At 37.6% G+C, this 12,766-nt stretch carries 14 protein-coding genes and 1 other annotated feature (1 of these 15 cut by a window edge); of the genes, 3 read left to right on the top strand and 11 right to left on the bottom strand.

Going from position 1 to position 12,766, the window contains the following annotated elements; all coding sequences use genetic code 11:
• Window positions 1-194, bottom strand: a binding site (T-box leader) (it extends 45 nt beyond the left edge of the window).
• Between the two features lie 59 nt (window positions 195-253).
• From NP781_RS10915 to NP781_RS10940, 6 genes are all read right to left on the bottom strand, one after another.
• Window positions 254-1,096: a DUF2785 domain-containing protein gene (locus NP781_RS10915; protein ID WP_257522256.1), complete on the bottom strand. Its 843-nt coding sequence runs from the start codon at window positions 1,094-1,096 to the stop codon at window positions 254-256.
• Between the two features lie 19 nt (window positions 1,097-1,115).
• Window positions 1,116-1,661 (bottom strand): hypothetical protein, encoded by a 546-nt coding sequence (locus NP781_RS10920; protein ID WP_257522257.1) that lies wholly within the window; start codon window positions 1,659-1,661, stop codon window positions 1,116-1,118.
• A gap of 197 nt (window positions 1,662-1,858) precedes the next feature.
• Window positions 1,859-2,692, bottom strand: a complete 834-nt coding sequence (locus NP781_RS10925; protein WP_257522258.1) for a DUF3221 domain-containing protein — start codon at window positions 2,690-2,692, stop codon at window positions 1,859-1,861.
• Window positions 2,689-2,826: a hypothetical protein gene (locus NP781_RS10930; protein ID WP_257522259.1), complete on the bottom strand. Its 138-nt coding sequence runs from the start codon at window positions 2,824-2,826 to the stop codon at window positions 2,689-2,691. Before NP781_RS10930 ends, NP781_RS10925 begins: the two co-directional genes overlap by 4 nt.
• The gene (locus NP781_RS10935) at window positions 2,819-3,334 is read right to left on the bottom strand and encodes a sigma-70 family RNA polymerase sigma factor (protein WP_221682895.1); all 516 of its coding nucleotides are present in this window, start codon (window positions 3,332-3,334) and stop codon (window positions 2,819-2,821) included. The genes NP781_RS10930 and NP781_RS10935 overlap by 8 nt, the downstream gene beginning before the upstream one ends.
• 63 nt (window positions 3,335-3,397) lie before the next feature.
• A complete protein-coding gene (locus NP781_RS10940; protein ID WP_221682896.1) occupies window positions 3,398-3,841 on the bottom strand; it encodes an Lrp/AsnC family transcriptional regulator in 444 nt (147 codons plus the stop codon).
• Between the two features lie 141 nt (window positions 3,842-3,982).
• On the opposite strand from NP781_RS10940, the gene NP781_RS10945 reads away from it, so the two are divergent.
• Window positions 3,983-4,567, top strand: a complete 585-nt coding sequence (locus NP781_RS10945) for a DJ-1/PfpI family protein (protein ID WP_257522260.1) — start codon at window positions 3,983-3,985, stop codon at window positions 4,565-4,567.
• Window positions 4,568-4,621: 54 nt separating this feature from the next.
• Here the strand turns inward: NP781_RS10945 and NP781_RS10950 are convergent, their stop codons facing one another.
• Window positions 4,622-6,112: an S-layer homology domain-containing protein gene (locus tag NP781_RS10950; protein WP_257522261.1), complete on the bottom strand. Its 1,491-nt coding sequence runs from the start codon at window positions 6,110-6,112 to the stop codon at window positions 4,622-4,624.
• A 213-nt stretch (window positions 6,113-6,325) separates the two neighbouring features.
• Complete coding sequence (gene acnA / locus NP781_RS10955) at window positions 6,326-9,031, bottom strand: aconitate hydratase AcnA (RefSeq protein ID WP_048393126.1); 2,706 nt, start codon at window positions 9,029-9,031, stop codon at window positions 6,326-6,328.
• A 1,179-nt stretch (window positions 9,032-10,210) separates the two neighbouring features.
• Between acnA and NP781_RS25520 the strand changes: the two genes are divergently transcribed.
• Together NP781_RS25520 and NP781_RS10960 are read left to right on the top strand one after the other, a co-directional pair.
• Complete coding sequence (locus NP781_RS25520; protein ID WP_306831827.1) at window positions 10,211-10,435, top strand: Ger(x)C family spore germination protein; 225 nt, start codon at window positions 10,211-10,213, stop codon at window positions 10,433-10,435.
• Window positions 10,407-11,372 carry a Ger(x)C family spore germination protein gene (locus NP781_RS10960; RefSeq protein ID WP_306831830.1) on the top strand — a complete coding sequence of 322 codons (966 nt, stop codon included), beginning with the start codon at window positions 10,407-10,409 and terminating at the stop codon, window positions 11,370-11,372. Before NP781_RS25520 ends, NP781_RS10960 begins: the two co-directional genes overlap by 29 nt.
• Before the next feature lie 57 nt (window positions 11,373-11,429).
• Here the strand turns inward: NP781_RS10960 and NP781_RS10965 are convergent, their stop codons facing one another.
• The 3 genes from NP781_RS10965 to NP781_RS10975 are packed head-to-tail and all read right to left on the bottom strand — an operon-like array spanning window position 11,430 to window position 12,722.
• Window positions 11,430-12,131 carry a peptidoglycan recognition protein family protein gene (locus NP781_RS10965; RefSeq protein ID WP_081977510.1) on the bottom strand — a complete coding sequence of 234 codons (702 nt, stop codon included), beginning with the start codon at window positions 12,129-12,131 and terminating at the stop codon, window positions 11,430-11,432.
• A complete protein-coding gene (locus NP781_RS10970) occupies window positions 12,131-12,397 on the bottom strand; it encodes a holin (protein WP_036079338.1) in 267 nt (88 codons plus the stop codon). Before NP781_RS10970 ends, NP781_RS10965 begins: the two co-directional genes overlap by 1 nt.
• A 1-nt stretch (window position 12,398) precedes the next feature.
• Window positions 12,399-12,722, bottom strand: a complete 324-nt coding sequence (locus NP781_RS10975; RefSeq protein WP_004227828.1) for a hypothetical protein — start codon at window positions 12,720-12,722, stop codon at window positions 12,399-12,401.
• Window positions 12,723-12,766 lie beyond the last annotated feature (44 nt).

Here is a 12,766-nt window from a genome sequence, read left to right on the forward strand (position 1 = left end):
ACGATGGCCAATAGCACTCAGCAACGTACAATCATACGTGTTCTTTTTAACGGTAGACACCCGGATTAGCTTACTCCATTCAGCTAATCTTCTCAGAGAGGATTTTCATGTAACACCTGCACACCGACTTCCACCAAATGTCGGCTCTCTGTAGAACAAAGTGAAACACTACTCTTTCTCATCAACGAATTTGTATGCTTTTATTGTCCTTCATCTTAGCAAATTACCAATTGTCTGTCAACAATGGACAATCTTAAAAAATTTCGTTGAGACAAGTGGCAATACTTTGATGGAGATCAGCATATTGTGGCTGTTGAATGGTTTGAATCAAAAAGCTCTTCAGCAATGTTTTACTATTGAATAGCACTATTCTGTATTGTTCTTCACTCAGATGTTCCTTCATTGAGGCTAAGGTTAATGGCATTTGCTGAACTATATGGATGACTTCATTTTGTTCCAGCCCCTGCTCCAACATCGCGAATATAGGCACTAATAGTCGGTCATCCTCATCATGGATAAAAATGTAATCCGGTTGTAAATAGATGGACCATAATGCATGTAACATATCCGGATAGGCTGTTTTCAATGATTTTGGATTTTTCACTAGTTCATCGATAGCATCTGAAACATGCGCCACGCTATGTGCCCATCCCTTGCCAGGCACATAGCCTCTTACATCCTTTTCAGATGATACATAGCTTAGTAACTTTGTTTGACAGTCCTCTATGCTAGCCTTGGGCAAAAAATTATCCTGTAGATCTCTTGCTAAAATAAGCGCTACTAATAATGATGTAAAGGAGCGAGTAAAGACCCAATCTGATTCCTTTTCTCCAATCCCCTTAACTATTAAATGGTTTAAGCTATAATCCCATAACTCCGTTAAGCAACGATGGTCTAGCAAGTTTTTTTCTAAAATCCATTCATAAAAGCTGCCATAAATATAAGTATCTCGTAGCTCACTATCAATAGAACCGATATGTGCTAACATGGAATGCACAAGCTGCTCTTGATTTTCTAGCTCCATTATTGCTTGCCCCTTTTTCAATGCCTTTAATCGATCCTTTAATTTTTCTTCCTTCAGTACATCTTGTATCAACTCTTTGACTCCCCTTTGCTTATTTATTTTGATACTCACTCTCTCGGTTTATCCCATCTAACTTCCAGCTCTCATTAAAACGGACATATGTAAATTCCTTTTGCCAATTATCTTGGTGTACAATCACCTTACTGCGCCAAGGAAAGGTAAATGCATTCGCCTGCCCCTTTCGCACATCAGCTATATCATCCGCTACTTCAAGAAGCGTCGTAGGCTTCATTGTATTGTGCATCAAATAAAGCTGTCGATCTGAACTATCCTCAAGCTCCTGCATTACTTGCTGATGGAACGCAATCACCTGCTGATTTGCCTGATAAAGTGAATAAACGAGTGAGCTCCCAAATAGCAGCATCAATGTTGCCACAATCACAACATGCTTTTTCTTTAAGCCTATATAAAATGCCCACTTCTTTTCCTTGTTGTATAAATAGATATAGATTGCTAGACTAATTGGCCATAAAAATAGTAGCTGCCAAAAGAGGACAACCCAAAAATTTCTCCATCCGAGACAAAATATCGAATGCAAAAGTAATTCAACAGCCATAAGGGCATTGACCAACGCCAAAAGGATTCTTCCTGTGACATACTTTTTAAATAAATCAGTAGAAGAGGTAAGCTTAGGAAAAACGCTGTCGCATTATCTAATATAGCAAATACCAAATCAACACCTCTATTTTAGAAAAATATTACAACTATTGTATATGAATCCAAATCTAAAGAAAAGGCTAGACATTCTAAAATCATTAAATGTCTAGCTTCTTGTTAGTGAAATTCCTTTACTATTTTCATCTCTACGATATCCTTATAATCAAGGAATGGCTGAGTGTCATCGTTCCCAATCGACTGTCTATACTGTACTTCTACTCGATCACCAACTGAAAGTGTTTGCGGAACATCCACTAGAGGGAACCATGTACCATTACTATGTTTTTGCACTAATTCATCTACAGATTTTTGCCCAACCTCGCTAGCCAAGACGCCTGAGACAACTAAAAATTCATGTTCCTTGATCGCTAAGACCGTTCCACTTCTGATGAGCTTCATTTGGCTGTCCTTTTCTGGGATTTTATATTTTTCTCTTAAGGAGGCAATGTCTTTATGATAATGTTGTTCTAAATAATTCATGGCTGCTTGCTCAACAAGCCATGTACGAATGGGATTACTTACATCCTTATAATCGGCTTGGCTTACCTCCCATAATAAATCAAATGTAGCCATTTTATAGGCAATTGGCTTGCCATAGTTCTCTATAAACCCTTCGTTTGTGACTTGCAACATTTGCAGAAGCTTATCATAAGTTGGCCGAGTATCATCCTCATAGCTCCACTCTTGCATGAACTGTTCGAGTGCCTTATCTACTTGCTCTTGTGTAGGTACTAATTTTTTCGATTGCGCATAAGCAAAGGTCGATTCAAAATATAAAAAATTATCAAAGCTTGCCTTATATAAACGATTCTTTCCGTTCATAAAAGAATCAAGTTGTAAATATAGCTCTAAAATCCGCTCATCTAATACGGGTGGAATAGTAGAAGCTTGCTGTTGTTGTTCATTATATTGCTGATATATAAACAGCCCTATGCAGACACTTAAAATCATAGCCAAAACACCATATGGCCAGCGTTTTGCCGATTTTTTTCATGGCGTTGCTGTAAATGCTGAACCACATTTGTCATCACACGCTTTTTACTTTCTGATAAATCCCTTACTACGCGAGCATCCATTTTACTCATGCAGGAGCACCTCCCATTCAACATGCTGTAATTGTAGCTTCAATAACTCTCGCCCACGACGTAGCCTTGTTTTAACGGTGCTTTCAGGAATCGTTAACAGCTCTGCAATGTCTACCACAGGCATTTCTTCAAAATAAAAATGTATAATGACCTCTCGCTGTTTGAAAGGGAGAGCTAGAATCGCATTTTCAATCAAAGTACGTTCATCTTGCTGTACAAGCATATCTCTTCTCATAACGGTTTGCTGCGGAAAAATCTTCTGTTGCACTTGAATTTTCCGATAGGTCCAGCTGCGTAAATAATCTTTACTTCGATTACTAACTAATTTCGATAAATACGCCTTTAGCTCCCCACGTTCCTCATAGTTTTGCTGTTTATCATAGAATTTAATAAAGACATCCTGTACGATATCTTCGGCACTTTGTAAATCTCTCACATAGTAAAAGGCAAGACGAATAAGCCTCTCTGTATGCTGTTCCATTATTCTTTCCAGTTCATGAATTAGCAACATTCTTCCTCCTCTCTACCCTATAAACGGAGCTCGCGGCTTCGAGGTTTGCTTTTTTGTCAATTACCCCAAATCATTGTCAGCAAATGGTGTAATCACTTGTTTTTCCGTTGAAGATAGCACGATATTAGTAGAAGGTGTGCCATAGGGCATAGCCGCATCAATAAATTGTTCTAATGTTTCTACTGAATAGGTCGCTAATTTAACAATATAGCTAATTTCCCCAGCCACTCGATAACATGCCAAAACATCAGGATGAGCATTACAAAATGAAGAAAGACTTTTACAATCAATGGACTTAAATAAAATAATGGCTTCAATCGTACGCTCCATCTTTTTCAGATTTACCTTTGCATGATAGCCCTCAATCACACCCTGCTCCTCTAGCTTTCTGATTCTTTCAATAACGGCAGGAGAGGATAAATGAACGGTAGTGGCTAATTCCTTCATGGAGATTTTGGCATTTTGCTGTAACTGCTGTAATATTTGTGTATCAATATGATCCATGGTCCATCACCTTTCTAAATAAATTATTTATAACATAATACCTTTTCAAATAAAGTTTTTTACCTAAAATCCATTATACAAGGTATGTAATCTTTTCTCCCTTTTGTTTACAATAATATCAATAAAGGAGGCAAATCAAACATGAAAAAAATATTGTTACTATTAGCAAATGGTTTTGAAGCGGTGGAGGCAAGCGTCTTTACTGATGTGCTCGGCTGGAATAAGTGGGAAGGAGATGGTACAACAGATGTGGTTACGGTCGGCCTGCATGAACAGCTGCAATGCACCTGGAATTTTAAAGTCACTCCTGAAAAATTGCTCCATGAAATTGTATTAGAGGATTTTGATGCATTAGCGATTCCTGGAGGCTTTGAGGAAGCCGGTTTTTATGAGGATGCGTTTAGCGAGGAATTCCAGGCAGTCGTTCGTCACTTTGATGAACAGAAAAAACCGATTGCAACAATCTGTGTAGCTTCTCTTATTTTAGGCCACAGTGGGATTCTTCAGCATCGTCAAGCAACAACCTATAATCATCCAACAAGTAAACGTTTAACACAGCTAAAGGGCTATGGCGCAGCAATTGTCAACGAGCGTATTGTGCAAACTGATCATATCATCACCTCCTCCAATCCAGGAACAGCCTTTGATGTTGCCTTTCGCTTACTAGAAACTCTAACATCTGCTCCAAACACAGCGAAAGTAAAAGAATTAATGGGCTTCCACTAAAGCATAAAAAAGTAGGCTTACACCAATATACTTGGCATAAACCTACTTTTTGTATTATTTACTTACTGGTGCTGGTTCTGATGCACTTAAATCCATTTCCTTTGCATTGTCTAGCACATCTTTTGGAATCGTAATTGTAGTTACCGCATTGAAATCATGATATTTAATCGTTGTTTGCTGTCTTGTTTTGATCGAATTGCCTTCTACTTGCATCTTTAATGTCATATCCATAGCAATTTCTTCTACATCGAATGTTTCTTTATTAATCAATAATTTATATGTGAGACCATCAAAGGAAATATTGCCTAATTGTGCCTCTAGATCGGCTTCCATTCCTAAATCCATTGCGCCAAGCTGCTGCTTCACTAGCTCTGTGAATTTATCGCCAGAACCTTTTAATGTTAACTCATAACGGTTTGCTGATTCTACTAATGTGAAATCTTCAGCAAATGCTTGTAGCATTTCCAATTGTTCAGTTGCATCTGGCTGCATTCCTGTTTGGCTCAGTACATCTTCAAATAATTGTTTCGGGAACTTTACCCAGGCCTTTTGTTCTGCCTCATACATATACATACCATCTTTAGCCGTCATATACATTTTAATCGGCAAATTAATCGCTTCACCGCTTGTTGGATCTGTTAAAGCCATTGAACCATCAGCAAAGAATTGCATTGGCTCTGTAACAATTTCCATCTTCATGTTGCCTTTAGAATCCATTTTCATGGTTTCCTTACCATCGTTTGCCTCTACTGTCTGAGAGATCGTCATGGTAGCCTTCATGCTTTTTAGCTCTTTTTGCTTGGCTAATGTTTTCGTAAATACTTCCTCTAACAAAGCACTATCCTGTGTTGTAGTAGGCTGTTCTTCTGTTACTTGCTCCTCTTTAGGCTCTTCCTCTTTTACTTCCGTTGTAGGCTGTGTATCCTCAGCTAAGCCTAATGCGTTCACAATAAATGTTGCTAATTGACCACGTGTAACATTTTTATCTACACCAAATTCTGTGGCAGTAACCCCCTTCGCAATGCCTGCCTCATACAGGGCTGTTACTGCATCTGCAAATGGACTATCTTGCTGTACATCTGTGAATGGACTTTTACCTTCTGCTGTTAAACCTGCAGCCTCTGCTACCATTACTGCCATTTGACCACGAGTAATTGTGTCATCTGGACGGAATGTATCATCCTCATAGCCTTGTACAACGCCAAGATTAACTAATGTAACAATCGCTTTATAGTATGGGCTAGATGAGTCGACATCCTTGAAATTCGGATTCTCGACAGCCGTATCCGTTGTAGTTAGATGAAAAGCACTTGCTATCATCTTTGCTGCTTGTCCACGTGTCACATCCTTTGAAGGCTTAAATGTACCATCTGGAAAACCATTAATGATGTCTGCTGCATGCAATGTAGAAATACTATTATAATGCGCATAATCCTCACTCACATCTGAAAATGGACTAGCCGCCGATACAGGTACTACTGCAACAGCAGTAACCGCCATTGCAGCTGTTGCCGCTGTATAAAACTTATGTTTTTTCTTTGTCATAATCAATCGTCCCCCGTTTATGTAAATTTAATGCTTACCTATTAATTTTAGCGAAAGAATTGGAAAAATGCTAGGTTCATTGGAAATTAAATTATAATTATCCATTAAATCCGTCATTTGGTGCTATTTATACATATTTTGGTCACTTCTATCCAACACTCTCTTAATAAATAAAAAACCGACCTCCTAAGAGATCGGTTTTTATGGTGATGATTACTCAGCAGCTTTTGCGCGTAGAACCATTTGTAGGATACCACCATGGCGGTAGTAGTCTACCTCTACTTCTGAGTCGAAACGAGCTAAAGCTTGGAAAGTTTTAACTGTGCCGTCTTCAGATTTAGCAGTTACTGTTAAGATTTCACGTGGTTTTACGTTGTCAGTAATGTTAACAGAGATTTCTTCTTTACCAGTTAAGCCTAATGTATCAGCAGATTCACCTGGCATAAATTGAAGTGGAAGAACACCCATCATTACTAGGTTAGAACGGTGGATACGCTCGTAAGATTGTGCGATAACAGTTTTCACGCCAAGTAGGAATGTACCTTTCGCAGCCCAGTCACGAGAAGAACCCATACCGTAGTCGTTACCAGCAAGTACGACTAAGCCAGTACCTTGCTCTTGGTATTTCATACATGCGTCATAGATGTACTCTACTTCGCCTGTTGGCCAGTAAGTAGTGAATCCACCCTCTGTACCAGGAGCAACTTGGTTACGGATACGGATGTTTGCAAATGTACCACGCATCATTACTTCGTGGTTACCACGACGAGAACCGTAAGAGTTGAAGTCACGGATTGCAACACCGTTTTCAATTAAATATTTACCTGCAGGTGTATCTTTACCGATTGCACCAGCTGGAGAAATATGGTCAGTTGTGATTGAGTCACCGAACTTCGCCATAATGCGTAAGCCGTCTAAGCCTTTAATAGCTTCTGGCTCTTTTGCAAGACCTTGGAAGAATGGTGGGTTTTGGATGTAAGTTGATTTGTCATCAAATGTGTATAGAGACTCAGTTGATGTTTCAATTGCATTCCATTTTTCGTTCGCTGTGAATACAGTTTCGTATTCTTTTTGGAATAACTCACGGTTAACAACAGTACCTAATACTGCATTAACTTCTTCAGTTGATGGCCAGATATCAGCGAAGAATACTTCGTTACCATCTTTGTCTTTACCGAATGAATCTTTTTGTAGATCGATATCCACTGTACCAGCAAGTGCGTAAGCAACAACAAGTGGTGGTGAAGCTAAGTAGTTAGCTTTTACAAGTGGGTGTACACGACCTTCAAAGTTACGGTTACCAGAAAGAACTGAAGTTACGAATAAGTCATTTGCTTTAATTGCTTCTTCGATTTCAGGTAATAATGGACCTGAGTTACCGATACATGTTGTACAACCGTAACCTACAGTGTTGAAACCGATTTGGTCAAGGTATGTTTGTAAACCTGAATCTTCAAGGTAACCAGTAACAACTTTAGAACCTGGTGCTAAAGAAGTTTTTACCCATTTCGGTACTGTTAGACCTTTTTCTACAGCTTTTTTCGCCACTAAGCCCGCAGCAATTAATACGTATGGGTTAGAAGTATTTGTACAAGAAGTGATCGCAGCAATCGCAACAGCACCTGTTGGAATTTCTACATCGCCTTCAGCGAATTTCGCTACAGAAGTTTTTTCGAATTCATCTTCTGTTAAACCGAAACCTTGTGTACCTTGTGGTGCCACTACTGCTTCTTTGTAACGAGAACGCATTTGAGATAGTGGAATTAAGTCTTGTGGACGTTTAGGACCAGAAAGGTTTGGTTCGATTTCAGCTAAGTTTACTTCTAAAACGTCTGTATAAACTGGCTCTAATGTTGGATCAAAGAACATGTGGTTCGCTTTTAGGTAAGCTTCTACAACCGCAATGTGCTCTTCGTCACGACCAGTTAAACGCATGTAGTTTAATGATTCTTCGTCGATTGCGAAGTAACCACATGTAGCACCATATTCAGGAGCCATGTTAGAGATTGTCGCACGGTCAGCTAGTGGTAATTTAGATACGCCAGGTCCGAAGAACTCAACGAATTTACCAACTACGCCACGTTGACGTAATACTTGTGTTACTTTTAATGCTAAGTCAGTAGCAGTTGTTCCATTTGGAAGATCGCCAACTAATTTAACACCAATAACTTCTGGAATTGGGAAGTATGAAGGCTGACCAAGCATACCTGCTTCAGCTTCGATACCACCTACGCCCCATCCAAGAACGCCGATACCGTTGATCATTGTTGTATGAGAGTCAGTACCTACTACTGAATCTGGGAATGTTTCGAATGTGCCGTCAGCATTTTCGTTTACGTGTACAACTGGAGCTAAGTACTCTAAGTTTACTTGGTGAACGATACCTGTTGCTGGTGGTACAGCACGGAAGTTATTGTAAGCAGTTTGAGCCCATTTTAAGAAGTTATAACGCTCAGCGTTACGTTCAAATTCTAGGTCCATGTTCGCTTGTAATGCAGATGCATTACCATATTTGTCAACTTGTACTGAGTGGTCAATAACAAGGTCAACTGGAATAGCAGGGTTGATTTTGCTTGGGTCGCCGCCCATTTCTTTCATTGCAGAACGAAGAGATGCAAGGTCAACAACTACTGGTACACCAGTAAAGTCTTGTAATACAACACGAGAAGGTTTGAATGGTACTTCTGCCTCTGGGTCAGCACCGTTACCCCATTTTGCTAATTCGTTTACGTGTTCTTCTTTAATTACATACGCATCATATTGACGTAAAACAGATTCTAATAATACTTTGATTGAGTAAGGAAGGTTTGAAACTTTTGCAACGCCAGCTTTTTCAATCGCAGCTAAGTCATAGTAATTGTAAGTTTTACCATTCACTTCGAATGATGCACGGCTGTTGTGTAAATTACCTTGTGCCATTTGCGGATCCCCCTAATATATATCTTTTTGAAAAGGCTTTAAAAATGTGTAGCATCTTTTCTCCAATACCCATGATAGCGCATTTATATTCATAAGTAAATTACATTAATATTATCTTTTTTGATAAGCATAACTTATGACCTTGGTTTCTATCCTGATATTTTTAATTTTTTGATGTGCATAATATCAAGGTTTTGTATTAATGAAGGTTTCTATACCTGTCTAACGAAGCCTATCTAAATGTATTTAACTGGGGCACTTTTTGGGGCACTTGCTGGGGCACCTGTAACTTTTTTTAAAATGGTGCCCCAGTTCGTAAAAATGTAGATAAAGAAGGTTTGGACAGGTACTCTCTTATAAGGAATGAGCGATATAAATTCCTTTAAAGTTAATATTATTTCTTTGCCACTATCTGTGGCATTTTTATTTTTTAAATACAAACAACATTCTACTATATTAATACATTTTTATTATTACAAATAACTACCAAGAGAGTAAATACATTATGGAGAATTCTTTTATTTGACACTTTTTAATTCTCTAATAATTAGTAGGAGGTGTAGATTCTTCAGAGGATAATATTTATAAACCTGATAATTTACCAAGGCTGGCCTAAAGAAACACTTTATCGCCGGTAATTTCTCTCGTTAATATTCTTGGTTGTAAGACCAAATCAACCAAAAGTCCTCAATCCTGTTTTATCAACGGTTTGAGGACATATCTCATCACTTCATCTTCTACAAAAGTTTTAATAGCTGTCATAATCACACTGTAATGATTTGATGGCCATATCAAGTTTTATATACACGTTTAGTACCAAGTGATCTTCTCTTTTAATCATCATCGTCTAGTAAGGAAGCTTTTTGGATCTGATCAAATGTAATGCACTTCACTTAAACTATAGCTAAGTTCCTCAAGATCAAACTAGTCACGTTCAGGGTGTTTAGGTGGTTGTTTCAGTTTTTCGGCAACCATTTTAGCTGGATCTTTTTTCTTTGACTTTGCTATTTTTATTTCTCCTGATAAGAACGTTTGTTTGATGCGTTATAGAACTAACGATCTGTTTTATCAACATACTGTTATTTGCCTCCCTAGTACAAAAGTGTTTTTTTATAGTTTAGAACCAAAACTGTAGGCGAATACTAAAGTTACACTTTATTAATAAAAGTAGGCGAAAAAATGACAATGAATAAATTATTATTTCTTATTTTATCCTCTACTCTGCTCCTGGCAGGCTGTTGGGATGTAACGGAACCTCAAAGAATGTACTATATCAATGCCGTTGGGGTTGATTTTGAAGACGATAAATATAAAGTTTACTTACAAATTATCAATTTTGCTGATGTAGCTAGATCACAGCAATCGGGCGGTGATGTTGAACCTGCTGGAAGTCGGGTATGCTGAAGGTAAAACAATTGAAGAAGCGATTTATAAATTGTATCGTTCATCTGATCAAGAGATCTTTTGGGGGCATATGAGATACCTAATATTCTCAGAACGTGCCATGGAAAATGAACGAAGCATTCCTGTTATTGATACTTTTATTCGTTTTCGAGAGACAAGATATCATATCTGGGTCTATTGCACAAAGGATCCTATTAATGAATTAATGCTAGTAACACCAATATTGCGAAATTCTATGACAGCTTCAAAGTTAAGTAATCCACTTAGTACTAATAAACAATTATCATTTATTCAACCTATAAATTTGAGGGAATTAATTATTGGTTTAAATGAACCAAGCCATGAGGTTAGTATACCTTATGTGAAAATAATGAAAAATTGGGAAAATGATAAGGAACAAACGGAGGAAACCACTTTTTCTGGCATAGGTATTCTCTCAAAAGATGGGGTTAAAGGTTTTATTACAGATTCCTCCGCAAGAGGGAATCAATGGATGAATGAAGAGACAAGTCGGGGAGAAGTCACAATTAAAATAGAAGGTGGTGAAAGGGATTATCTAACTATCGATTTAGATCATTTAAATCTCGAAGTTAAACCAATTGTTAATAAAAACAATCAAGTTCAATTTGAAGTTGATATCAAAATACAAGGAATACTCAATGGGTTTAAAGGGAAAATTACTACGGATGAAGTGAGAAAAAATATCGCTAAACAAATAGAAAAGGAAATTAAAGAAACGTATCAAGAAGGTCTAAAACTAGATGCTGATGTATATCGTTTATCAGAATATCTATACAGGAGTAATGTAAAGGTGTGGAAAAAAATCGAGCATAATGGAAAAATACCTTTAACGGAAGATTCAATAAGTAAAATAAATGTTGATGTTAATAAAATAAATCCAGGAAGAAAAACTTTTGATGAGACAATTGAAGAATAAAAAAGCCCGTTACCTTAATTGGTAATGGGCCTTTGAATTACAAGAGAGCTGATATTATCATTTTACTTCGTATAATTTTGTTATTTTACTTTCATTGTTATAGACAAGCTTTAAATTTAACAAATCCGCAATATTACGTACTTGAACATGCGTCCTACCATCTATAATCACAGCTGGAATAGTTTTTGTATCATTAAACATAACTTTAGCTTCTGTAATTTGAGCCCTTTTTACTTCCTCCAAGCCATTTAAAATGTCTAGCTTGAATTGTGCCTCGGAGATTCCCATACTCGCTAAATAATCATAAGGATCTCTATGAGTTGTGCCTTTTAGATTGTCAGTAATCCATCGATGGGACTTGATACCGTTACCTGCCCCATCCAATACAACTGGTATACCTGCCTCTTTTGCAAGTTCTCTCAAAAGCCAAATATAAGCTGCATAATCTTTTTTAAATTGTTCTTTGTCATTTGTTCGAGCCAACTCAACCTGTGCGTAGCTAAGTGGATTCCCTTTTGGACCACAACCATACTGAACACGATTAACTGGCGCAATTTGCACGATACGTCCTCCACCACCTACCCAGTGGGAAGTGAATGCCTTTGCTTTATTTCGGTTCATATATGCAATTTCATTTTCTAATGCGTTCGGTCCACAATTATTTGGGTTGCCAGACTCATGAGCAATTACATATTTAGCGCTATCTAAACGTACATTCGGTAATCCAGACATTAAACGTTTTTCAATTAAATAAGACATTACTGCTCACCTTCTTTTTTAGCTGCTTTTAGTAAATCAAATGTTCCTGATGCTGTTAATCCTGCAAAAAATCCAGCAATCACCATTACATAGAGTGGGTAGCTGGCTAAAGGCCATAACACCAAACCAATAAAAATACCAATCACTACAGATGTGATTGGCATGTATTGGGTATTTAGATTAAAAGTCTTTTTAAGTACCTCTGCAACCGCTAAGACAATTGCAACCATTCCGATTGCAATCATAAAAATATTTGTTAAATCCATTTTACGCACTCTCCTTGTTATAAGTATGTTTTTCAATACGGTCAACTCGACCCTCTAATGTCGAAAGACTTGAATGAATTCCTTCTAATGCATTTGCTGTCCTTTCTTGTGATTCATTAGAACGTTCTAAGTGTGTCATTAATGCTTTTTCCCGTTCTTTTGATTCGTCACGATGCGATTGATCTAGTTGTATTAAATAATTGAAAATGTAACGTCCAGCAATCAAAACCGCGATTATTAATATGATTGACAAGTAAATCCACGGATTTGAACTATTGGCCACTTTTTCAGCTATACCCGCCCCTGTTATTACTAAAAGCTCCACTGTCCTCACCTCAACATAAAAATTTGAAAAGCCCTCACATCTAT

It is taken from the genome of Lysinibacillus sp. FN11 (assembly GCF_024628845.1).
Lineage (GTDB): Bacteria > Bacillota > Bacilli > Bacillales_A > Planococcaceae > Lysinibacillus > Lysinibacillus capsici.

What these genes read in the sequence shown, in the direction of transcription:
- NP781_RS10970 (WP_036079338.1), bottom strand. Translation starts at nt 12,397, where the DNA reads ATGGATTTAACAAATATTTTTATGATTGCAATCGGAATGGTTGCAATT.
- NP781_RS10965 (WP_081977510.1), bottom strand. Translation starts at nt 12,131, where the DNA reads ATGTCTTATTTAATTGAAAAACGTTTAATGTCTGGATTACCGAATGTA.
- NP781_RS10945 (WP_257522260.1), top strand. Translation starts at nt 3,983, where the DNA reads ATGAAAAAAATATTGTTACTATTAGCAAATGGTTTTGAAGCGGTGGAG.
- acnA (WP_048393126.1), bottom strand. Translation starts at nt 9,031, where the DNA reads ATGGCACAAGGTAATTTACACAACAGCCGTGCATCATTCGAAGTGAAT.
- NP781_RS25520 (WP_306831827.1), top strand. Translation starts at nt 10,211, where the DNA reads ATGACAATGAATAAATTATTATTTCTTATTTTATCCTCTACTCTGCTC.
- NP781_RS10940 (WP_221682896.1), bottom strand. Translation starts at nt 3,841, where the DNA reads ATGGATCATATTGATACACAAATATTACAGCAGTTACAGCAAAATGCC.
- NP781_RS10925 (WP_257522258.1), bottom strand. Translation starts at nt 2,692, where the DNA reads ATGATTTTAAGTGTCTGCATAGGGCTGTTTATATATCAGCAATATAAT.
- NP781_RS10930 (WP_257522259.1), bottom strand. Translation starts at nt 2,826, where the DNA reads ATGAGTAAAATGGATGCTCGCGTAGTAAGGGATTTATCAGAAAGTAAA.
- NP781_RS10950 (WP_257522261.1), bottom strand. Translation starts at nt 6,112, where the DNA reads ATGACAAAGAAAAAACATAAGTTTTATACAGCGGCAACAGCTGCAATG.